The organism is Luteolibacter flavescens (assembly GCF_025950085.1).
Lineage (GTDB): Bacteria > Verrucomicrobiota > Verrucomicrobiia > Verrucomicrobiales > Akkermansiaceae > Haloferula > Haloferula flavescens.
The window spans coordinates 65,955-86,297 of record NZ_JAPDDS010000010.1 but is presented as its reverse complement, the minus strand read 5'-3'; the positions used below and the strand labels follow the sequence as shown (position 1 = coordinate 86,297).

Below are 20,343 nucleotides of genomic sequence, written 5' to 3'. Positions count from 1 at the left end.
CCCCCTGGGAGCGCCGGTCATTAGACCGGCCCGAGTGGTCCCTGACTGCTGATGGAGATCCCTGCACCCCCGCGAGCGGCCGCTTTTTGGAAAGGCAGGTGGCACGACAACGAAACAAACGAAATTGACGAAAGAAAGGCAGGCCGGAGTGGGAGAGTGGCTGATCCGGTAACTCGACCATCTGTCTGAGCTATGATCTTCAGATAGACAAAATACGGCATAGGGAGCCGGGTGTAAAACAAGAGCAATCCCACCCTTCGCAGGCATATCTCAAATTTCGTCCTTTTCGCCTATTTCGTTGTCACCACTTCTACTTTCCCAAAGTCGCAGCCTACCCCGGGTCACCTAGTCTCCATCCGCGAGCAGGGACCACTCGGGCCGGTCTGATGACCGGCGCTCCTAGGCGTGAGTTCCCGGTGAGGAGCGGCTTTCACCCGTGCTTCGCTCGACCGTCCTGTATGTTCAGAAATGCCACCCCAAAACCCCTGATCCGCCGCGGGTGGCTTCCGAGAATGGGCCCTTACAAAGCTCGTCGGAGGAAGTCACCCGCGGCGGATCGCCGGAAGCACCCCTTTGTGCTTCCTTCGCCAACGCTCCGGGAGAATGCGGGCGGGGGTGGCCTCCCCCGCCCGCAGCGGATGCCTTCAGGCCGGGACCGTCCAGGACCTCAGAGTCCGTCGCTTAGCTTATGGCCGTCGGCTTCCGCTCCCGGTTCAATGCTCGAACCACTGAATGGGTCTTTGAACCCGCATCGCAAGATTGAGCCATGAACCACCATACCATTACTACCCATGTCGGCATCGACGTGTCAAAGGCACGCCTCGACGTCCACATCCCCGGACAGCCCCACCTGCAGGTCGCCAATTCCACCGGCGGGCTGGAGGATCTCTTCGCCGCTATCGCCGGCGTGGCGTCGCCCCATCTCGTCTGCGAATCCACCGCAGGCTATCAGAAGCTCCTCGCCGGCGCGTGTCTCCGGCGCGGCGTGCCGGTCTCGGTCGTCCAGCCGGCGCGGGTGCGCTATTTCGCCCTCGCCGCGGGCATGCTTGCCAAGACCGACCGCATCGATGCCCGGCTCCTGTCCACCTACGGAGCCACTCTCACGCCTCCGGTAATGGTGGAACCCGATTCCGAGGCCGTCGCCCTGCGCCAGATGATGGAAGCCCGCCGGGTGATGGTCGACCTCGTCACCGACACCAACAACCGCCTCGAGCACGCCGAAGGATTCCTGCGCCAGATGTTGCTCAAGCTGCTGCGCTCGACCCAACGCCTGCTCGACCAGGCCGACGCCCGCATTGCCAGCCATGTGGCCTCATCCGCCCGGCTGGCAGGCAAGGCGGCGCGGCTGTGCGAACTGAAGGGTGTGGGGCCGGTGGTCGCCCACACCCTGCTTGCTTTCCTTCCCGAGCTGGGGACGCTGCCGGACAAGACGGTGGGCTGCCTCGCGGGCGTGGTCCCGCATCCCAAGGACAGCGGCAACAGTTGCGGCAGGCGACGGATCCGCGGCGGGCGCAAGGAAGTGCGCCATGTCCTCTACATGGGTGCGCTTTCGGCGGCGCGATCCAACCCCGTGCTGAAGGCATTCTACGACCGGCTCGTCGCGGCGGGCAAACCCGCGAAAGTGGCGATCGTGGCGGTGATGCGGAGAATGATCAGCGTGCTGAACAAACTGCTGGCGAACCCTGATTTCGTCCTTGCCTGAAAACACCACTGCTAAGCGAGCCGGTGGCACGCGCTCCCAAGGGGAACGAAAAACGCCCGCCTCCGGATGAGCGGAGACGGGCGTGGGTGAGAGGGAGGGCGCGGGTGCCGCGGTTGTCAGCGGGAGACCTTTTGTGTGCCCGGCCTAGCTAGCAGGCTTATTCACCGAGGCCGAAGCGGACGAAGCGCTTCACCACGAGGGTGTCGCCGACTTCCTTGCCCTTGGCTTCCACCAGCTTCTTGATGCTGGTTTCGGGGTCCTTCACGAAGGCCTGCTCGAGGAGCACGGCTTCGGAGAAGAACTTGCCGATCTTGCCTTCGACGATCTTCTCGATCATCGCTTCCGGCTTCCCTTCGGCGGCGAGCTGGGCGCGATAGACGTTCTTCTCCGCTTCCACGATGTCGGCGGTGATCTCGTCGCGGGACAGGCCCTTCGGTGCGGCGGCGGCGATGTGGAGGGTGATGTCCTTCACGAGGTCGCGGAATTCTTCCTTGGAAGCGGTGTCGCCGTTGGTGGCGGACACTTCGAGGAGCACGCCGACCTTGCCGCCCATGTGGATGTACTGGGCGATGGCACCGCCGTCCTGCAGGTCGAAGCGCTCGAACTTGCGGAGGCGCATGTTTTCGCCGAGCTCAAGGGTCTTGGCCTTCACGAAGTCTTCGACGGAGATGTCGCCGATCTGCACTGCGAGGGCTTCCTCGAGGGTCTTCGCGCTGGAGGCGGCGAGAGTGTCAGCGATCTGGCCGACGAAGGCGACGTAGTTGTCGTTGCGGGACACGAAGTCGGTCTCGCAGTTCACTTCGATCAGGATGCCGCTCTTGCCGTCGTCCGACAGGCGGGCAGCGATGATGCCTTCGGAGGCTTCGCGGTCGGCCTTGGCGGCGGCCTTCATCATCCCGCGCTCGCGGAGATAGGTCACGGCGGCGTCGATGTCGCCGTTGGTTTCGGTGAGGGCCTTCTTACACTCCATCATTCCGACGTTGGTCTTCTTGCGGAGTTCGTTGACGAGAGATGCGGTGATCATGGGAAAAAAGGAAACGTGATGGGAATCTTGAATGAAAAAGCGGATCGGCGTTTGAAGGCCCGATCCGCGGAAGGGAACCGGCTGCGGCACTGGTCCGCAGCCGGGAAAGAGTGACGGATCAGCCCTTCTTGGCGACGACGATGGCGTCAACCAGGTTCTGGAGGATGATGCGGATCGAGCGGACGGCGTCGTCGTTGCCGGGGACCGGGTAGTTCACCACGGACGGGTCGGCATTCGTGTCAACGATCGCGACGATCGGGATCTCCAGGCGGCGTGCCTCGGCGACGGCGATGGACTCGCGGGCGGAGTCAACGATGACGATGGCGTCCGGCTTGCCTTCCAGACCGCGGATGCCGCGGAGGTTGCGCAGGAGCTTCTCGCGCTCGCGACCGAGGGCGGAGAGTTCCTTCTTGGACATCGACTTGAACTCCGGCTGCTTCTCGATGTTTTCGAGCCACTTGAGGCGTTCGATCGACTTCTTGACCGTGGTCATGTTCGTGAGCATGCCGCCGAGCCAGCGGTGGTTCACGTAGTATTGGCCGGTGGCCTCGGCGGCTTCGCGGACGGCGTCCTGAGCCTGGCGCTTGCAGCCGACGAAGAGGATCTTCTTGCCCTTGCCGGCAAGGCCCGAGAGGAAATCGGAGGCCTTGTCCAGGCACTTCACGGTTTGCTCCAGGTTGATGATGTAAATGCCGCCCTTGTCCTTCATGAGGTAGGGCTTCATTTTCGGGTTCCACTTCTTGGTCTGGTGGCCGTAGTGGACGCCTGCGTCCACCATCTCGCTGATGAGTTCGTTGATCATTGTGACTGTGTTGTCCCGCCTTGATTCAGGCCGGGCGATTTTTGGAAGACCCACCGCGTGTTCGGTCCCTTCGGTCTCCCGTTGATTGGGCGGCGGCGCTGGAAGGGGCGGACGAGATAGGGAGGCGCGGGCACCTTGGCAAGGGAAAAGCCGGGGATTTTCCCGGTGGATGGCCCTTGGATTTCAAGCACGCACGGCGGAAATGCCTATGCGAGCGGAAGGGGGCGGAGCGGATGGATCGCGGAAGCCCCCGTTTGCCTTTTCGGCGATTTCCGGGAGTTTCTTGTCCTGAAAGGCGGGTGCCATCCGTCGTTCCTGTGAAATCACGAAACTCCCGAACCTGTAACCACCTGATACCATGAGCATTTACGTCGATGGATTCGTCCTCCCGCTGCCAAAGGACAAGGTAGAGGCCTACAAGAAACTCTCCGAGACCGCCGCGGTGGTCTGGATGGAGCATGGCGCGCTGGACTACCGCGAGTGCCTGGGCGACGACCTGGACACGGAGCATTGCACGTCCTTCAAGGCGCTGGCGGGCTGCGGCCCGGATGAAACGGTCGTTTTTGCATGGATCACGTATCCTTCCCGCGAGCAGCGCGACACGATCAATGAGGCGGTGATGAAAGACCCGCGTCTCGGCTGCATGGAGGACCCGTCGGCGATGCCCTTCGACTGCAAGCGCATGGCCTACGGCGGCTTCACCACGCTGGTGCACGCATCGAAGCAGGCATAATAACCCACCCATCCAACCCGGCACTCCCATGAATCACGACACGAACAACGGACATCTGCTGCTTTTCCGCGGCACGAACTGGCACCAGAATCTCGCCCCGGAGGAGATCCAGCGCATCATGGCGGACTGGACCGCGTGGTTCGACGGCCTCCAGCAGAAGGGCATGATCATTGCGGCCAGCCCGCTGGAGCGCGACGGCCACGTCGTCACCGGCGACGCGCACACGGACGGGCCTTTCACCGAGTCGAAGGAGTCCATCGGCGGCTTCTTCATGGTGAGGACGGCGACGATGGATGAGGCGCTGGCGATCGCCCGCCTGTGCCCGGCGCTGCCGTATGGCATGAAGGTGGAGGTGCGTCCCGTGGCCCCGGCCTGCCCGGCGGCGCGGATGGTGGAGGAGGCGAGAGCCCACGCGATGGCCTGATGGATATGAACGGGGAAGCCGCACCCTCCTCGCCGGAGATCCCCCGGCTGGCGGAGCATCTTTTCCGCCAGGAGGCGGGGAAGATGATCTCCGCGCTCACCGGGATCTTCGGCATCCACCGGCTGCAGCTCGCGGAGGATGTGGTGCAGGAGTCGCTGATCCGCGCCCTGCAGACGTGGCCCTACTATGGGGTGCCGGCGAACCCCGCGGCGTGGCTGATGCAGACGGCGAAGAACCGCGCGCTGGACCTGCTCCGGCGGGAGAAGTCCTTCCACGAAAAACAGGACGAGATCGCCGCCACGCTGGAGCGCATGCCCGAGGATGGCCCGCAATTCGACGATGAGATCCGCGATCACCGGCTGCGGCTGATCTTCACCTGCTGCCACCCGCAGATCCCGCATGACGACCGCACCTTGCTCGCGCTGAAGACGCTGTGCGGCTTTGGCATCCCGGAGATCGCCAGCGCCTTCCTCGCCAGCGAGGCGGCGGTGGCGAAGCGCCTCACGCGCGCGAAGCAGAAGATCCAGGACCAGCAGATCCCGTATGAGATCCCGGCAGGCAACGAGCTGGCGGAGCGGATGGATGCGGTGCTGCAGGTGATCTACCTGCTTTTTAACGAGGGCTACAAGGCGTCCAGCGGCGATGCGCTGGTGCGGGCGGATCTCTGCGAGGAGGCCATCCGCCTCGCGGGCCACTTGGCCGAGCACCCGCGCACGGATGCCCCGCGGGTGCATGCGCTGGCGGCGCTGATGCTCTTCAATGCCTCGCGGCTGCCAGCTCGGGAGAGTCCGGAGGGCGAGCTGCTCACGCTGGAGCGGCAGGACCGCACGCGGTGGGACCGGCAGAAGATTGCCCGTGGAATGCTGCACCTCGCGCATGCGACGCGTGGCGACTCCCTTTCAGAATACCATCTCCAGGCGGGGATCGCCGCTTGCCATGCGACCGCCCCGGACGACGCGTCCACGGATTGGCCGCGCATCCTCGCTCACTACGATCACTGGGTGGCCCAGAGCCGATCGCCGCTGGTGGCATTGAACCGCGCGGTGGCGCTGGCGAAGGTGCAGGGACCGGAGGCCGCGCTGGAGGCGATCGCCGCCATCCCGGACCGCCGCCTGCTGGAGAGCTATCACCTGTATCACGCGGTGCTGGGGGATCTGGCGCTGCGGCTGGGCCGGGAGCACGAGGCGGCTGACCATTTCCGCCAGGCGATCCGTCAGACGCCGGTGGAGACCGAGCGGGCTTTCCTCACGGAGAAGCTGAATGGCTGCGTGGGGGCGGGGGAGTCCGTGACCCGATAAGCGGCGGGCTCGCTGCAATTCACGCTTTTCCCCGCCAGCGGTCCGTCTCACGGTCCCGGCGTGCCCGCCGTCACGAATATCTCCTGCTACCGCTTCGCTCGCATGGACGGGCTCAAGGCCCTGCGCGAGCGCCTGATCGCCTTTTGCAAGGAGCGCTCGCTGAAAGGCACCATCCTGCTCGCGCCGGAAGGCATCAATTTCTTCATCGCAGGGGAGAGGGAATCGGTGGACGAGCTTGTCGCGGAATTGCGCGCGTTGCCGGGACTGGCAGACCTCGCGCCGAAATACAGCTTCAGCGACGACCAGCCCTTCTCGCGGATGCTGGTGCGGCTGAAGAAGGAGATCATCGCCTTCGGTGTCGAGAGCATCGACCCCTCGGCCTACACCTCGCCGCGGGTGGAGGCGAAGCAACTCAAGCAATGGCTGGACGAGGGCAAGCCGGTGATCCTCTACGACACGCGGAACGACTACGAGGTGAAGCTCGGCACCTTCCGCAACGCGATCCCCGCGGGCATCGACCACTTCCGGAATTTCCCCGAGGCGGTGGCAAAGCTCCCGCCGGAAATGAAGGACGCGCCGGTGGTCACATTCTGCACCGGCGGTATCCGCTGCGAGAAGGCCGCGCCCTTCATGGAGCAGGCGGGCTTCCGCGAGGTGTATCAACTCGAGGGCGGCATCCTGAAGTACTTCGAGGAAGTCGGCGGCGATCACTATGATGGCGAGTGCTTCGTCTTCGACCAGCGCGTGGGGGTGGACCCGGCGCTGAGCGAGACTGGCTCTGCGGTGTGCTTCGCCTGCCAGACGCCGCTCACGGCGGAGGAGCAGGAGGACCCGCGCCATGTGCCGAATGTCTCGTGCCCGCATTGCTACAAGTCCGGCGCGGACCAGATGGCGGAGCGCATCGTAGCCCGGCAGGAGGCGCTCGCACGCGTGACGAGCCCGCTGCCGGGGAGCCTGCCGTATGAGAACCGCCGCCCGCTGCGGATACCCGGCGAGCAGGACGGGAAGACGATCCTGGAGGCGCTGGAGAGCCTGTTTTCCTACGCGGACTTTGACTGGAGAGGGCTGCTGGGAAATGGCGGCGTGCTCGATCCGCAGGGTCGCCCGGCATCGCCGGACCAGACGGTGCGCGCGGGTGAGGAGTGGATCCGCGTCTTCCCCGGTACCATCGAGCCGGACGTGAATGCCGGCATCACGGTGCTGCACGAGGACGAGGCGGTCATTGTCCTGCTCAAGCCCGCGCCGCTGCCGATGCACTCGTGCGGGCGCTTCCACCGCAATACGCTGACCCACTTCCTCCACGAGGCGTGGCACCCGGAAAAGCCGCGCCCGGCGCATCGCCTGGATGCAAACACGAGCGGCGTGGTGGTGTGCGCGAGGACCCGCCATTTCGCGAAGCTGCTCCAGCCGCAGTTTTCGCGCGGCGAGGTGGAAAAGGTCTATCTGGCCCGCGTCCACGGGCATCCGGCGGAGGATGCATTCACGGTGGATGCCGCGATTTCCGATGAAGCCTGCGAACTGGGCGCGCGCGAGATCACCGGGGAGGGGCGGGATTCGAAGACGGACTTCCGCGTGGTGAGCCGCGATGCGGACGGCACCGCGCTGCTGGAGGTGCGGCCGCTGACAGGTCGCACGAATCAGATCCGCATCCACCTGTGGCATGCCGGGCATCCCATCGTGGGCGACCCGGTCTATCTGCCGCAGGGGCAGCGTGGCGACACGCAGACGCTTGCGGTGGGCGATCCGCCGATGGCGCTGCACGCATGGCAGATCGCCTTCACGCATCCGCTCACCGGGGTGCTCTCGCGATTCGAGGCACCGGCACCGGAATGGGCGGGTGCCGGCGTGACTCTGTAAAAATGCTGTAAAAGCAGCACTAGGGGCTTGTGTTCCGTGAGTCTAAATGCTGTTTTTTCAGCATGCGTGGCGGGAGATCATTGATGTCCGGTGGATCGGTGGCGGGATGTCTGTTTGTGGCCGGGTGTGCTTGCTGGGTCCTCAGCGACTTTAGCAGGCCGGTGATGCTGGTGAATGCCGAGCCCGTGCTCATGGAGCGGACGGCTGGTCTGCGCGCGGTGCCGGTCCAGGATCTGGCCTTCGAGGTCGCGGATCAGGGAGATGGCTTCACGGTGACGATCTCCTCGGCAAGATGGACCATCGAAGGCTGCGGCCGGAGCAGTCGCGATGGCGAGATCGTGCTCCACTCGATCTGCGGCGCGAAGAACCCGCAGGGAGGCAGGATGGTGATCCACGAGAGCGGTGCGCGCGCCGGCCATCGCCTGCTGGTGCAGGACTCGCTCGGGGAGCAACACCTCATCCCGTGATCCGGCCGGGCAGTTCGCCGAGGCTCGCAAGGATCAGGTCCGCCCCGCAGTTTTCCAATGATCTGCCGCGAAGCCGCAGTGATGAGACATCGCCGGTGAAGAGCGCGGCCCGGAAGCCGCAGCGCTTCGCTGGGTCGATGTCGTTGCGCACGTCATTGCCGACGTAGAGCGCTTCATGAGGCTGGATGCCTTTCTCTAACAGACGATCCCGCATCACCTCGAAAAGCCAGGTGTCCGGCTTCGCGCGTCGCTCCGTGTAGGAGAGGACGGTGAGCCCGGGATCGAAGCCAAGCTCCGTCACGGATGCGCCGAGGCAGCCCTCCAGCAGGGGGATCGTGTAGAACTGCGCATTCGATATAACGCCCAGCACGAGGCCCATTGCGGAGAGTCGTCGCAAGGTTTCCGCCGCACCGGGCATCCCGCTCACCGGGTTCGCCGCCTGCTCGTGGTCCATGGCCAGTCGTTCGATCTCTTGTGGTGATAGCTGCGGATGCAGTGCGGCGTGGATCTCGCGGATGTCCACCTCTGGAAAGGGATGCGGCGATGCGGCATGTGCTTCCTCAATCAGTGCCCGCAACTTCGGATCAGGATGAATTTCTCCCGCCGCCGATTTCAGCAAGGTGCCGTAGATGTCGAAGATGACCGCGCGCAGCTTTGGCTTCATGAGAGCAGGAAGTGGAAGGACTCGGGCGACAGGTATTCCGCCAGCACCCTGTGCCTCGGCACTTCATCGGGCACCGCGGCTGGCGCGGCGAGCAATTCGCGGTAGAGCTCCTGCAAGCGTAGGCCGTAGCAGTCGGCGGAGTAGGGGAGCAGGTCGGCGGGCGTGGCGGTGGGCACGGTGAGTTCCAACGTGCACCGCAGCCACTCGCGGGCGGGCTCGATGCCAGAGTAGGTCTTCACGAGGACATGGTCGATGCCATCGCCGGACGTGACGCGGCGGATCACATGGCGTTGCAGGTCCTCCGGCAGATTGCCGAAGTCGAGATGACCGTCGTGAAGCATCGCCGTGTAGGAATGCTCCACATCCTCGTCTGACATGAAATGGCCGTAGCTGTCTAACAGACCCATCAAGGCGTGACTCAGGCGATCGCGCAAGGTCCCGGCACCGATCCATTCGAGGGGGATGAGCAGCTTCTCGTAGAGCCTTCCCGCCGTGATCCCGGCTTTACGGAAGTCGCCCGTCACGGCAGACAGGTCGCGGCCTAACAGCGGCTTGCCGATCATGGCGGGCTCCAGAAATCCGAGCCCGAATCCCTCCGCGACGGAGGTGGTGATGCAGTGCGTGGCGTGCCCCAGCCAGCTCCCGAAGGTGGAGTCCGCTCCCGGCGCGGGCGACTCGCGGTCCACGACATCTAGCATCACGGGAAGCCGCGATTCATCGGCGAAGGTGCGCCATTCTTCATGCACTGCCGTCCATCGTCCGGCATCCGGTGCGCGGCTCACGGCGTAGCGGGTGCCCGGCGGCGACAGCGCGGCGAGCAGGAAGAGTTCGCCGAGATTTTTCCGCCGGATGCCGCGCACGGGATAGAGCACCAGTGCTCTGTCCGGCTTTGCTGATGGCGGGGTCATCGCGGCGGGTGCTGTGACGGGATTCGCCAGCAGCACGGACCTCTCTTTGGGCAGCCCGGCGGCGTGGAAGCGCTCGCGGTCGCGCGAGTTCAGGAATGCGAGCCGGATGCGTGGCGAGTGCGGGTAGAGCAGCGGTGCATCCGCGACGAGCGGGTAGTTCATCGGGCGGCCATCTTCGGCCAGATCGTGGAGTTGCAGCACCATCGCTTCACCTGTCCGGGCGAGCCGAGCGACGACGTCGGCGATCACCGTGTTGCGGCCCAGAGAGTGATTGTGGAAATGCCACACCACGGGCCCCGGCCCGAGTTCGTCGATGACGGCTGCCTGCATCTGACAGACGATTTCCCCGGCATCGGGGCCACCTCCTTCGGTGCAGTAGCCGAGCCCGTCGATCACCCTGACCGGCAGTCCCGCGCCGCTTTCATCCGGCTCGCCGCTCAGGATCACATGCGGGATGCCGAGCTGGCCGAGGCAAGCCGAGGCCGTATGGATGACCCGCGTCACCCCGCCATGGCGCAGGTGATAGTGGACGATGGCGACCGCGAACCGCGCGCTCATCGGTCGAGCGGACCGAGGGGTTTCACGAAGTGGAAGCCCCAGATCTCGAAGCCGAGGCGGTGGTAAAGCCGGTGCGACGCGTGATTCGACGTGTAGCTGTCCAGCACCGCCAGATTGCAGTCCTTCTCCCGGGCCAGCGCTTCCAGATGTTGCACGAGCAGCGTGCCCACGCCGGCGGAGCGGATCTCGGGATCGACCACGATATTGTCCACCTCCAGGTAGCGCCCGCACCAGACCTTCGTGGCGATCCATGCGCTCGCGAGACCGGCCAGCTTGCCATCGAGGAATGCCCCGTAGGCGTGGTAGTGCGGGTGCTCGGCGAGGATGGTCATGAAGCGCTGCTCCAGCACCTCGACCGGCACGCTGGGATTCAGCACGGCCAGCAGGCGCACGGCCTCGGGGTAGTCTCCGGCGACGAGTTCGCGAATCTCCGGCGGGTTCACGCGGACTTCCTAGCGCGCTCCGCCGCGGCTGGGAAGCGTTCGCGATACTCCGGCAGCGAAATCATCGGCGGGCGTTCCCCTGGCGCGGCCACGGGCTGGGGATGGCGGGCGAAAAAAGCGTCGAGGATCTCGCCGGACATCCGCCCGAGCTGGGCCAGCGAGCGGTTCCGGTGGATGCGTTCGTCGAGGTCCGTCTGTCCGATCACCCCGGCACCGTGGAGCCGCTGGCAGTCTAACAAGTGGGCGATCTCGATGCCGTAGGTGGTGGGCATCGCGAACTGCTCCAGCACTTCCCGCCGCGCCGCGTATTCCCCGGCCAGCGGCTGGTGCAGCCCGGCCAGCTCCGGGTGGAATCGCTGCAGGAGCGGACGCACCAGGATCTCCGTGACACGCCCTCCACCGCGGGGATCGACACCCTCCGCGGCGAGCAGGGGACGCTCGTAGTAGCCCTTCACGTAGCCGAGTTCCGCATGGCGGATCAGCGGGCCCACCGTGCCATACACGAAGCGCGGATGGATGTTCCCGATGTCCCCGTCCACGAAGCACAGGATATCCCCGGTGAGCTGATAGACCGCTTTCCAGAGATTCTCGCCCTTGCCCATGCGGGACCCGTGGAAGGGCAGGATGTCCGAGGCGAGCACCACCTCCGCACCGGCCTCTTTCGCCAGCGTCCGGGTGCGATCGGTCGATCCCGAGTCAATCACGACCAGCTCGTCCAGCAGCCGGTGCTCGTCAAAGAGTGCCGTCTTCAAGACCGACACCACCCGCGCGATCGTGCCCTCCTCATTGAGCGTCGGGATGCACAGCGACACCCGCAACCCCGCGGCCTCCTTCGCCGCAACGAGGGCGGCCAGATCAGCGAAGTCACGGTGATGGAAAGCGCGGGGCATGCTCAGGGAGCTTTGGGCAGGATGACTTCTATTTCCAGCTTTCCCCACTGTCCTGAGGAAAGTCTGATCCATTCGGAATACAGGTAGGGCTTGCCGGTGCCCCGCGGTGAACCGGGTAGATCACGCTTGTATGTTGGCATGAAAGACGCCGGGCGATCCTTCCATAAAACTTTTTCTATGCTCCTGCTGTTTTCAAGGGCGAGGTTCAGTTGGGGATCTTTCGCAGCAGGGGATGGAGCTGCTGCAGTCGAGAGAATCCAGGAGCGGATCTTTGAAAGCTCGCCTGAAAAATCCCGCCTGACTTCATTTTGGCGGACGAGATCTCTGGTCAGCCATCCTGCTCCGGCCACTACGATGATTGCGATAAGGATCCTCGTCCACTTGGTCCAGAATTGGAATTTTCGAAGCCTGAGTGCAGATATCGAAAGGATCGACTCGGCGATGAGATAAACGCATGGAGAGACGACGAAGGCGAGAAACGGTAAGCTGGCGAGGTCCACCCACTTGTTCCCTGCTTCGAAGGGATGTCCATGCCAGCAAGCCCACGTGATCTTCGCGATAGTCGCCGTGGCGAGCAGGATCAGAAGTAATGAGGCCACACGAAGGGCGATCTGCGAGCCTTTGAGGACGAACAATCCGACGAAGAACGAGAGTATCCCACCCAACCGGTCACCGTAGCCTTGAATGCCAGCGAACAGGTCGAACACCGCTCCTCCAGCCATAAGCAGCCCAAGCAACCTCACCGGACTCGAGTAGAGAGCCGCGCGCGTTTCCTCTTCGATTTCCGAGCGTTGTTCCGATGCGTCCTTTTTTGCCCGTTCGACGTCGGAGAGCAGTTGGCGGGTTTGCCGCGGGGCAAGTGGAACCCGCTTCCTGTAGCGTCCCCCCGTCGAATCTTCAGCGTCGGGTTTCATCCGACCCTGTCTGCGAAGTCACGGTGGTGGAAAGCGCGGGGCATGATCAGGGAGCTTTGGGCAGGATGACTTCCATTTCCAGCTTTCCCCATTCCCCGGATGGCAGTCTGAGCCATTCGGAGTGATCGACATGTTTTCCTGTCGGCATGGTTGCTCCTCCCGGTTGGTGATAGATCACCGTCGTGCTGTTAGGTGAGCTTTTCCAAGAAACGCTTCGGATACGCGGGATCTCGCCGAATCTTTGTTCCGGTGACATCACGAAGGCCGATGAACCTGTCCTGCCGAAGTAGGTGGTGACATGCGCCTTGGCCGCTGAAATCTCCTTCTCCAGCGCATTTCGAACTTCACTCCGGAGAATCATGCTCTTCGCGAAGAGCCCCAATTGTATCATCAGCGATATTCCGACGATACAGGAGCACCACTTGACCGCCTTGGTCCAGAAGGTGACTTTCCTGAGGCGGAGCGCGCAGATCGCCACCATCGATTTCGCCGCGAAATACATGGTAGGAGATACTACCATGGTCCAGAATTTGAGATCGTGGTAGCTCTTCCATTCGTTGCCGACCTCGAGGGGCTCGTTGAATACGATGCTCCAGATGACATGCAGCGTTCCAATCACGGACGCAGGAACGGCAAAGAAAGCTGCAATTCGGAGAGCGGTTTGAGATCCCCTCAAAACAGCCATTCCCAGGAAGAGGAGAAGCACTCCTCCCAGGTCAAAACTGTTGCCTGATATCGCTCCGGCGATCTGGAGGCCGAGGCTGGCGATTAACATCCACCCCAATAGCTTCGTGGGAAAGGAGTTCGTTGCCGCGAACTTCTCCTCTTCAAAGCGATCAAGGTCCTTTTGATAGTTTTGCTTCTGCTCCTCCGACAACGGGGAGGGCATCGGTGAACGAGGTCTCCGGGGCAATGCGACTGGAGCTGGAGACTCGGCGCTCATCCCGCTAAATCATATCCCGCGTCACCCGGTATCTCGCCGCGCAGCGCGGGCACTGGACGGTGATGACGTCGGCGTCTTCGAAAAGGTCGTCCTTCCGGTCCCGCCACGAGCCGAGCACGGGGAGGATTTGGCCGAGCGTGCAGCCGCAGTGGAAGCGGATGGGCCGCGTTTCCAGCAGGCTCGTCTCTTCGGTCTCCTCGATCCGTGCGATCTGGTCGGCGTCGAGCTGGGCGAGCCATTCCTCGTCGCACTCCGGCTGGGCGGTCACGAGGGTGAAGACCTCGTCATCGTGGCGGAACATGCGGGCAGGGCGCTGCTCGGACTGCTCGTAGTAGCGCTCCACCCAGTGGCAGGGATCGCGGTCGTCCACTTCCAGCGTCGAGAGCCGCGGCTCCGGGAGGTGGCGGGAGATGGTCTGGGAGTAGAAGAAATTCCGGTCCGGCTCGCGCACGTCCTCCGTGAAGAGGCGACCGACCACCGCTGCCTCGGTCGAGCCGGCGGTGACGAAGATATTTGCCCGCGGCGCACGCAGGTTCACGGTCCAGGCGACCGTCTCCGCCCAAGGGCGCGCCACGGCGTGCAGGGTGACGCCGACGAGGAAGTCCTTCAGCATCTGGTCCAGCTCCCCGGGGTAGCGGATGCCATGCTGCATGAGGTGCAGGTAGTAGTCCGTGTAGATGGGGGTGAATTGCGCACGCAGGATCAATGCGTTGCGATGACGGACGAAGATGGATTCGACCCTGACGAACTCTTCCACGCTGACCTGCTCAGGCTCTGACACGTCGGCAGGGTAGGGGCAGGGCTGGCCGGAGTCCAAACCTGAAATTCCGGGTCTTGCCAGAACTCCCGAGAAATGGAATTGAGATAGGGCGCAGCTTGGCACAAGCTTAGCAGCGTCAACGCGTGTCCGGATTCCCCCCAGCCCAGATCATCCCGCCTCAGGTGCTGCTAGGTGCCTACGCCCAGGGTGTCTTTCCGATGGCGGATGCGGGGGAGTTGACGTGGTTCTCGCCGCTCATGCGCGGGATCATCCCGCTGGACGAGCGCTTCCACGTGCCGCACGGGATGAGGCGGGCGATGAAAAAGCGCCCCTTCGAGGTGAGGTGGGATACGGACTTCCGCGGCACCATGCAGGGCTGCGCGGAGCGGGAGCGGACGTGGATCGATGCCACCATCCTGGAGAGCTACTGCCTGCTCCACCGGCTGGGCTACGCGCACTCGGTGGAGACGCACGATGAGGAGGGTCTCCAAGGCGGCCTCTACGGCGTGGCGCTCGGGCGGGTGTTTTTCGGTGAGAGCATGTTCTCGCGGAAGACGGATGCCTCGAAGTTCGCGCTCGTCGGGCTGGTGGAGGAATTGCGCGCCCGCGGGTTCATCCTGCTGGATACCCAGTGGCTCACCGAGCATTTGAAACGCTTCGGCGGCATGGAAATCCCGCGCGACGAGTATCAGCGGCGGCTGCGGGTGGCGCTGGGCCCCATGGAGGACGGGTTTCACCCGCCGGTGCTGGGGCCGGATGCCTGATTTTCATCCGCTTGCGGCGGTCAGATGGGCCTGTGGATGCGGTTTCCTGATGAAATTTGGAAGGGCTGCGAAGGTGTGAAACCACCGCCGGGTTCCGGGGTTTCCACGCTTGGGTTGAATTTTCCCGCGCAGGCGGGTAATTCCTCGACCTCCCGCAAACTCCACCGGAAATTAACGTCATGTCGCAAGCGATCATCGATCCTGAGGAAGTCCGCCGGTTCGCCGCGGAGCTCAAGCGCTTCAACAACGACGTGAAGGAGCGGACCTCGTCGCTGATGTCCCGTTTCTCCGCGCTGGGCGATACGTGGCAGGACCAAGAGCAGGAGAAATTCTCCGCGGAATTCCTCCAGATGATGAAGACGATGAAGCGCTTCATCGAGCTCTCCGACCAGCACGGCCCCTACCTGCTTCGGAAGGCGGAGCGCATCCAGCAGTACCTCGACCAACGCTGAGCCATGGATAGCCAGGCACGGGTGGGATCGATCGAAGCCCTGGAGGGATTCCGGGCCGCGCTGATCCGCTATACCGAGCGGGCGCGCCGCGCGCTGGACGATGTGTCCGGCGAGGTGAAACGCACCCGCGGCTGGCTGGAGGTCGAGCAGCGGCAGAAGTGGGAGCAGGAATTCCGCCGTCGCACCCGGCTGCTGGAGCAGGCGGAGCAGGAGCTTTACAGCGCCCGCATTTCCTCGCTGCAGAATGACAAATCCGCCCAGCAGATGGCCGTCAGCAAGGCCCGCCGTGCGCTAGCCGAGGCAGAGGAAAAGCTTGCCGTGCTGAAGCGCTGGCGGCAGGCCTACGACGCGCGCATCGAGGTGCTGGCGAAGCAACTCGAGAGCCTGCACGAGACGCTCTCCCGCCAGATGCCGAAGGGTGTTGTGTCGCTGACGAATTCCATCCGCCTCCTGCAGGACTACGCCGAGGTCCACGCGCCACGACCGGTGACAGGCGCTGGCGAATCTTCATCTCCCACTCCCGAGACCCCCGATCCATCATGAGCCTGGGTGCCAGCAAGTCCCTCCTCAACGAATCGAACCGCGAGCTCTTCATGCGCTGGGAGGAGACCCGTGCCTCGTGGCGCGACGCGAAGGCGCTAGATTTCGAAAAGGAGTACCTCGCCGGGCTGCCGCAGGCCGTGGCCACCGCCACCCGGGTAATCGAGGAACTCGATGCCATGCTTTCCAAACTCCATGCCGACTGTGACTGATCCCCTGCATCCCGAGCGCATCCGCGAGCTACTGCTGCGGCTGCAAGCCTCCGTCTCGTCCATCTCCGGACGCGAGGCCGCGCTCACCCGCACCCATGCCGCGGGCGTGCTGGCTGCGAAGCGACACTCGACCGCGCGCCGTGAGGCCGGCGAGGCGGCCCATGGCGCGCGCCAACGCGACCTGCAGGCGCAGTCCGAGGCGGAGCATGACAACATGGTGCGGAAGTACGACGCACGCCGTAGCTGGATGAACCGCGCCGCGCAGGCCGCCCAGAGCGGACTCTCCCGCCGGGTGCGTGCCGAGAAGGACCGCCAGGTGGGCATGCGGCAGGCGCAGACGATGCGCAGCAAGGAGGAGGCGAAGGAGCTGTGGGAACGCTCCCGCCAGGACCACCGCGAATTCGCCCAGGGCATCGCCGCCGATTTCGAGGAGACCGCCGCCGCCGCGCGCGGTGCGGTGAAGGTGGTGCGGAGTTTCCAGCCGCTGTTCAGCCTGATGCTGCGCAAGGGCAAGTTTGTCAAAGGCGAGGCCGCGGATACCTCGAAGGACCGCGAGACCCTCAGGAAGGAAAGCCAGCAGCGGCTCGCGGAGGCGACGGAACAGCTCGGCTCGCTGCGGCGGAATCCGCTCGCCGGTTTCTTCCGCTTCGTTCCGCTGACCGCGCTGCTGGTCGTCATCGGCGGTGCTTTCGGTTATATGATCTACAGCGCGCCGGATCGCGCGGCGAAGCTCGCGGAGCTGAAGCCGATGCTGCTGGTCGCCCTGCTCGCACCGATAGGTCTTCACTTGCTCTCCGCGTTGCTGCTCCTGCCGTCGGTACGCCGCATGTCGATCACGCTCCAGTCATCGCGGAATCTCGGTGCCGCCGCCGCTGCGGTGTCCGAGGCGAAGGTGACTGCGCTCGGCGAGAGCCTGAAGCGCGAGGTGGCCCAGCAGAGTGAGGGCCTCAGCGAGACGCTGCGCGGCAGCGAGGAGATCGGCCAGGAGGTCATGCAAAGCGGACGCCGCAAGATCGAGGCGCAGGTCGCCCGCTTGCCCGCCAAGGCCGAGGCGCTGCACCAGCGGAATCTCGGCTACGTGACCGCATGGACCGAGCACACCGCCGCGGAACTCGATGCGGAATACGCCGCCGAGGTGGCCGCCCGCGATGCCGAGTATGCTGCCGGAGTCGCCGCGGCGGATGCCGCCAGGCAGCAGGGGCTGGATGCGCTGCTCGTCGAGTGGGTGGAGCAGGTGAAGCCCGTCCACTCCGAGTTGCTGGGACTCGCAGCGCAGGCCGAGGCCCGTTTTCCCGGCTGGGATGAATCGTGGATCGGCACGTGGGCCCCGCCGGAGACGGCCGAGCGCGCGCTGCCCTTTGGCAAGCTCCACGTGCTGATGAAGCAGCTCGCGGGCGGCATGCCGGAGAGCGCTATCTTCACGCTCGATGGCCCCGCCGAATTCGACATCCCGCTCGCGCTCGGCTTCCCCGACCGCGGCTCGGTCATGCTGGAAGGCGATGCCACGGCGGCAGCGGCGACGATCAATGAAATCGTGCTGCGCGTGCTGACCACCCATCCTGCGGGACGCGCGATCTTCACTCTCATCGACCCGGTCGGACTCGGGAAGGACTTCGCGGGGCTGATGCATCTCGGCGACTACGAGGAGACGCTCATCCACGGCCGCATCTGGACGCAGACGACGCAGATCGAGGAGCGCCTCGCGGAGATCAACGAGCACATCGAGAAGGTCATCCAGATGTACCTCCGCAACGAGTATGCCACGCTCGACGAATACAACGAGCAGGCGGGCACGGTGGCGGAGAAGCAGCGCTTCGTGGTGGTCTCGGGTTTCCCCGCGGCCTTCAGCGACACCGCATCGAAGCGCCTGCTGAGCATCGCCACCAGCGGCGCACGCTGCGGCGTGTATCTGCTGGTGCATCGTGATCCGCGCCAGCAGGTCGATCCCGCCCTCGCCGATGCGCTGGAGAAGGCCTGCCTGCGCCTCGTCCCGCACAATGATCACTACCGCCTCGTCAGCATGCCAGCCGGGGCTGACCAGACCGTGCTCTCTGCGCCACCGAAGGGCGATCTGGAGACGGCGCTCGTGCACCGGCTCGGCCAGGCGAGTGTGGACTCGAATCGCGTCGAGGTGCCCTTTTCCCACATCTCCCCGCCGGAGAGCGAGTGGTGGACCAGCAGCACGGGCGACGAGTTGCGGGTGCCAATCGGCCGCAGCGGCGCGAAGAAATTCCAGATGCTCGCGCTTGGAAAGGGCACCCGTCAGCACGCGCTCATCGCGGGCAAGACGGGTTCGGGCAAGTCCACGCTCTTCCACGTGATGATCACGAATCTCGCGCTGCATTGCAGTCCGGACGAGGTGGAATTCTACCTCGTGGACTTCAAGAAGGGCGTCGAGTTCAAGTGCTACGGATCGCGCCGCCTGCCGCACGCGCGTGTGGTGGCCATCGAGAGCGATCGTGAATTCGGCCTCAGCGTCCTCCAGCGCGTGGATGATGAGCTGCGCCGCCGCGGTGAGCTTTTCCGGAAGGCCGGGGTGCAGGACGTGGCGGGCTATCGCAAGGCCAGCGGGCAGCCTTTGCCGCGGACACTGCTGATGATCGATGAGTTCCAGGAGATCTTCACCGAGGATGACTCCGTGGCCCAGTCGGCGTCGCTTTTGTTAGACCGCATCGTCCGTCAGGGCCGAGCCTTCGGCATCCACGTGATTCTCGGCTCGCAGACGCTCGGCGGTGCCTACACGCTGGCCCGCGCTACCATCGGCCAGATGGTCGTCCGCATCGCGCTTCAGTGCAACGAGGCCGACGCGTATCTCATCATGGACGATGACAACCCTGCGCCGCGCCTGCTGACCCGGCCGGGCGAGGGGATCTACAATGACAACGCCGGTGCCCTGGCGGCGAACAGTCCATTCCAGACCGTGTGGCTCGCCGAGGACGACCGCAATGCGATGCTCGACCGTGTGACCGCGCTCGCGGCGGAGCGGGGGAGAAAGCCCGCCGCCCCGGTGGTCTTCGAGGGAAATGCTCCCGCGGATCTCGATGCGAATCTCGAACTCGCCGGTCTTCTGGCCGAGCGCCCGCAATCGCGCCCTGCCGAGATCAAGGCATGGCTCGGAGAGCCGAATGCGATCAAGGGTCCGACCGAGGCGGTCTTCGGTCGCCGCAGTGGCAGCCACATGCTCTTGGTCGGCCAGTCGGACGAGCGGGTGGCCACCTTGCTCGAGGTGGCGTCGTTCTCCCTCGCCGCAGGCCTGCCTGCGGATGGCGGGCGATTCGTGATCCTCGATGGCAGCAATGCCTCGAAGCGTCTCGCCGCCAGCCTGCCCCAGGACGTGAAGGTCGTCGGCCCGGCAGGAGTCGCGGATGCAATCGGGGAACTCGCCGCCGAACTCGCGAAACGCAGCGCGGGTGAGAGCGATGGCCCGGAGATCTTCGTCGTCATCCACGGCATGCAGAAGTTCAAGAAGCTGCGCCAAGAGGATGACTTCCTCTTCTCGATGGACGACGGCCCGTCCGGTCCGAATCCCTCGAAGGTCCTCGCCGACATCGCGAGCGAAGGCGGCCCCCTGGGCATCCACATCATCGCCGGCGTCGATACCTGGAACAATGTCAGCCGCTGGCTGCCGCGGAAGGTGATGGCGGAATTCGAAATGCGGGTGCTCTTCCAGATGAGCGCGAACGATTCGGCGAACCTCATCGATTCCCCCGCGGCCGGAAGCCTCGGCCTGCATCGCGCGCTGCTCTACAATGAAGCGCACGGCACCACCGAAACCTTCCGCCCCTACGCGGATCCGGAAGGTGATTGGTGGGCGAAGGCCGCGGAGCAGTTGAAGGCGGGCGCGCTCGAAGCGACGGGCTGATGAAGTCTTGTTAGAACGGCAGGCTCATGCCGGCCGATGCAGCGCCCCGGCGGACTCCATTCGTCGGGGCGCTGCTTTTTGTGATGAGGTTTAGAGAGCATCCTAGCTAATTTCCTAGGTGCAATT

Annotated in this window: 20 protein-coding genes and 1 pseudogene; 12 read left to right on the top strand and 9 right to left on the bottom strand. The window is 64.4% G+C overall.

The genetic code is table 11. The annotated features are described in order from the left end of the window. Window positions 1–766 precede the first annotated feature (766 nt). Complete coding sequence (locus OKA04_RS17005; protein ID WP_264502395.1) at window positions 767–1,702, top strand: IS110 family RNA-guided transposase; 936 nt, start codon at window positions 767–769, stop codon at window positions 1,700–1,702. Between the two features lie 157 nt (window positions 1,703–1,859). On the opposite strand, the gene tsf is transcribed toward OKA04_RS17005, so the two are convergent. Together tsf and rpsB are read right to left on the bottom strand one after the other, a co-directional pair. After that, window positions 1,860–2,726, bottom strand: coding sequence for a translation elongation factor Ts (gene tsf, locus OKA04_RS17000; protein WP_264502394.1), 867 nt, complete (start codon window positions 2,724–2,726; stop codon window positions 1,860–1,862). A gap of 118 nt (window positions 2,727–2,844) precedes the next feature. After that, on the bottom strand, window positions 2,845–3,528 hold the full coding sequence (gene rpsB / locus OKA04_RS16995; RefSeq protein ID WP_264502393.1) for a 30S ribosomal protein S2: 684 nt from the start codon (window positions 3,526–3,528) through the stop codon (window positions 2,845–2,847). A 358-nt stretch (window positions 3,529–3,886) separates the two neighbouring features. On the opposite strand from rpsB, the gene OKA04_RS16990 reads away from it, so the two are divergent. The 6 genes and pseudogenes from OKA04_RS16990 to OKA04_RS16970 all read left to right on the top strand — a co-directional run bounded on the left by OKA04_RS16990 (window position 3,887) and on the right by OKA04_RS16970 (window position 8,307). Next, window positions 3,887–4,261: a DUF1428 domain-containing protein gene (locus OKA04_RS16990; protein ID WP_264502392.1), complete on the top strand. Its 375-nt coding sequence runs from the start codon at window positions 3,887–3,889 to the stop codon at window positions 4,259–4,261. Window positions 4,262–4,289: 28 nt separating this feature from the next. After that, the gene (locus OKA04_RS16985; RefSeq protein ID WP_264502391.1) at window positions 4,290–4,685 is read left to right on the top strand and encodes a YciI family protein; all 396 of its coding nucleotides are present in this window, start codon (window positions 4,290–4,292) and stop codon (window positions 4,683–4,685) included. Window positions 4,686–4,690: 5 nt separating this feature from the next. Next, complete coding sequence (locus OKA04_RS16980; protein ID WP_264502390.1) at window positions 4,691–5,983, top strand: RNA polymerase sigma factor; 1,293 nt, start codon at window positions 4,691–4,693, stop codon at window positions 5,981–5,983. Between the two features lie 60 nt (window positions 5,984–6,043). Beyond that, window positions 6,044–6,877 (top strand): annotated as a pseudogene (locus tag OKA04_RS24815) (sulfurtransferase); the annotation flags it as partial. Next, entirely contained in the window at window positions 6,872–7,840 is a 969-nt protein-coding gene (locus OKA04_RS24810; protein WP_484522097.1) for an RluA family pseudouridine synthase, read from the top strand. The pseudogene OKA04_RS24815 and the gene OKA04_RS24810, both read left to right, overlap by 6 nt. Before the next feature lie 170 nt (window positions 7,841–8,010). Beyond that, the gene (locus OKA04_RS16970; protein ID WP_264502388.1) at window positions 8,011–8,307 is read left to right on the top strand and encodes a hypothetical protein; all 297 of its coding nucleotides are present in this window, start codon (window positions 8,011–8,013) and stop codon (window positions 8,305–8,307) included. Here the strand turns inward: OKA04_RS16970 and OKA04_RS16965 are convergent. The 7 genes from OKA04_RS16965 to OKA04_RS16935 are packed head-to-tail and all read right to left on the bottom strand — an operon-like array spanning window position 8,297 to window position 14,408. Beyond that, window positions 8,297–8,971 carry an HAD family hydrolase gene (locus tag OKA04_RS16965; RefSeq protein ID WP_264502387.1) on the bottom strand — a complete coding sequence of 225 codons (675 nt, stop codon included), beginning with the start codon at window positions 8,969–8,971 and terminating at the stop codon, window positions 8,297–8,299. The two genes, OKA04_RS16970 and OKA04_RS16965, sit on opposite strands and share 11 nt — an antisense overlap. Then, complete coding sequence (locus OKA04_RS16960; RefSeq protein WP_264502386.1) at window positions 8,968–10,437, bottom strand: glycosyltransferase family protein; 1,470 nt, start codon at window positions 10,435–10,437, stop codon at window positions 8,968–8,970. Before OKA04_RS16960 ends, OKA04_RS16965 begins: the two co-directional genes overlap by 4 nt. Then, entirely contained in the window at window positions 10,434–10,880 is a 447-nt protein-coding gene (locus tag OKA04_RS16955) for a GNAT family N-acetyltransferase (protein WP_264502385.1), read from the bottom strand. The genes OKA04_RS16960 and OKA04_RS16955 overlap by 4 nt, the downstream gene beginning before the upstream one ends. Then, complete coding sequence (locus OKA04_RS16950; RefSeq protein ID WP_264502384.1) at window positions 10,877–11,770, bottom strand: glucosyl-3-phosphoglycerate synthase; 894 nt, start codon at window positions 11,768–11,770, stop codon at window positions 10,877–10,879. Before OKA04_RS16950 ends, OKA04_RS16955 begins: the two co-directional genes overlap by 4 nt. Before the next feature lie 2 nt (window positions 11,771–11,772). Further along, window positions 11,773–12,684 (bottom strand): hypothetical protein, encoded by a 912-nt coding sequence (locus OKA04_RS16945; RefSeq protein WP_264502383.1) that lies wholly within the window; start codon window positions 12,682–12,684, stop codon window positions 11,773–11,775. A 46-nt stretch (window positions 12,685–12,730) separates the two neighbouring features. Continuing rightward, window positions 12,731–13,573 (bottom strand): hypothetical protein, encoded by an 843-nt coding sequence (locus OKA04_RS16940; protein ID WP_264502382.1) that lies wholly within the window; start codon window positions 13,571–13,573, stop codon window positions 12,731–12,733. 58 nt (window positions 13,574–13,631) lie between these two features. Beyond that, window positions 13,632–14,408, bottom strand: a complete 777-nt coding sequence (locus OKA04_RS16935; RefSeq protein ID WP_264502381.1) for an Hsp33 family molecular chaperone HslO — start codon at window positions 14,406–14,408, stop codon at window positions 13,632–13,634. Window positions 14,409–14,530: 122 nt separating this feature from the next. Between OKA04_RS16935 and aat the strand changes: the two genes are divergently transcribed. The 5 genes from aat to OKA04_RS16910 all read left to right on the top strand — a co-directional run bounded on the left by aat (window position 14,531) and on the right by OKA04_RS16910 (window position 20,217). Then, a complete protein-coding gene (aat, locus tag OKA04_RS16930; protein ID WP_264502380.1) occupies window positions 14,531–15,151 on the top strand; it encodes a leucyl/phenylalanyl-tRNA--protein transferase in 621 nt (206 codons plus the stop codon). Between the two features lie 179 nt (window positions 15,152–15,330). Then, window positions 15,331–15,603 (top strand): WXG100 family type VII secretion target, encoded by a 273-nt coding sequence (locus OKA04_RS16925; protein ID WP_264502379.1) that lies wholly within the window; start codon window positions 15,331–15,333, stop codon window positions 15,601–15,603. Between the two features lie 3 nt (window positions 15,604–15,606). Beyond that, window positions 15,607–16,146 (top strand): hypothetical protein, encoded by a 540-nt coding sequence (locus OKA04_RS16920; protein ID WP_264502378.1) that lies wholly within the window; start codon window positions 15,607–15,609, stop codon window positions 16,144–16,146. Beyond that, window positions 16,143–16,355 (top strand): hypothetical protein, encoded by a 213-nt coding sequence (locus OKA04_RS16915; RefSeq protein ID WP_264502377.1) that lies wholly within the window; start codon window positions 16,143–16,145, stop codon window positions 16,353–16,355. Before OKA04_RS16920 ends, OKA04_RS16915 begins: the two co-directional genes overlap by 4 nt. Beyond that, window positions 16,339–20,217, top strand: coding sequence for an FtsK/SpoIIIE domain-containing protein (locus OKA04_RS16910; RefSeq protein WP_264502376.1), 3,879 nt, complete (start codon window positions 16,339–16,341; stop codon window positions 20,215–20,217). Before OKA04_RS16915 ends, OKA04_RS16910 begins: the two co-directional genes overlap by 17 nt. Window positions 20,218–20,343 lie beyond the last annotated feature (126 nt).

Excerpts from the sequence above, each read along its gene's own strand:
- OKA04_RS17005 (WP_264502395.1), top strand. The coding sequence starts at position 767 with ATGAACCACCATACCATTACTACCCATGTCGGCATCGACGTGTCAAAG.
- tsf (WP_264502394.1), bottom strand. The coding sequence starts at position 2,726 with ATGATCACCGCATCTCTCGTCAACGAACTCCGCAAGAAGACCAACGTC.
- rpsB (WP_264502393.1), bottom strand. The coding sequence starts at position 3,528 with ATGATCAACGAACTCATCAGCGAGATGGTGGACGCAGGCGTCCACTAC.
- OKA04_RS16990 (WP_264502392.1), top strand. The coding sequence starts at position 3,887 with ATGAGCATTTACGTCGATGGATTCGTCCTCCCGCTGCCAAAGGACAAG.
- OKA04_RS16985 (WP_264502391.1), top strand. The coding sequence starts at position 4,290 with ATGAATCACGACACGAACAACGGACATCTGCTGCTTTTCCGCGGCACG.
- OKA04_RS16980 (WP_264502390.1), top strand. The coding sequence starts at position 4,691 with ATGAACGGGGAAGCCGCACCCTCCTCGCCGGAGATCCCCCGGCTGGCG.
- OKA04_RS24810 (WP_484522097.1), top strand. The coding sequence starts at position 6,872 with ATGGCGGAGCGCATCGTAGCCCGGCAGGAGGCGCTCGCACGCGTGACG.
- OKA04_RS16965 (WP_264502387.1), bottom strand. The coding sequence starts at position 8,971 with ATGAAGCCAAAGCTGCGCGCGGTCATCTTCGACATCTACGGCACCTTG.
- OKA04_RS16960 (WP_264502386.1), bottom strand. The coding sequence starts at position 10,437 with ATGAGCGCGCGGTTCGCGGTCGCCATCGTCCACTATCACCTGCGCCAT.
- OKA04_RS16950 (WP_264502384.1), bottom strand. The coding sequence starts at position 11,770 with ATGCCCCGCGCTTTCCATCACCGTGACTTCGCTGATCTGGCCGCCCTC.
- OKA04_RS16945 (WP_264502383.1), bottom strand. The coding sequence starts at position 12,684 with ATGAAACCCGACGCTGAAGATTCGACGGGGGGACGCTACAGGAAGCGG.
- OKA04_RS16940 (WP_264502382.1), bottom strand. The coding sequence starts at position 13,573 with ATGCCCTCCCCGTTGTCGGAGGAGCAGAAGCAAAACTATCAAAAGGAC.
- OKA04_RS16925 (WP_264502379.1), top strand. The coding sequence starts at position 15,331 with ATGTCGCAAGCGATCATCGATCCTGAGGAAGTCCGCCGGTTCGCCGCG.
- OKA04_RS16920 (WP_264502378.1), top strand. The coding sequence starts at position 15,607 with ATGGATAGCCAGGCACGGGTGGGATCGATCGAAGCCCTGGAGGGATTC.
- OKA04_RS16915 (WP_264502377.1), top strand. The coding sequence starts at position 16,143 with ATGAGCCTGGGTGCCAGCAAGTCCCTCCTCAACGAATCGAACCGCGAG.
- OKA04_RS16910 (WP_264502376.1), top strand. The coding sequence starts at position 16,339 with ATGCCGACTGTGACTGATCCCCTGCATCCCGAGCGCATCCGCGAGCTA.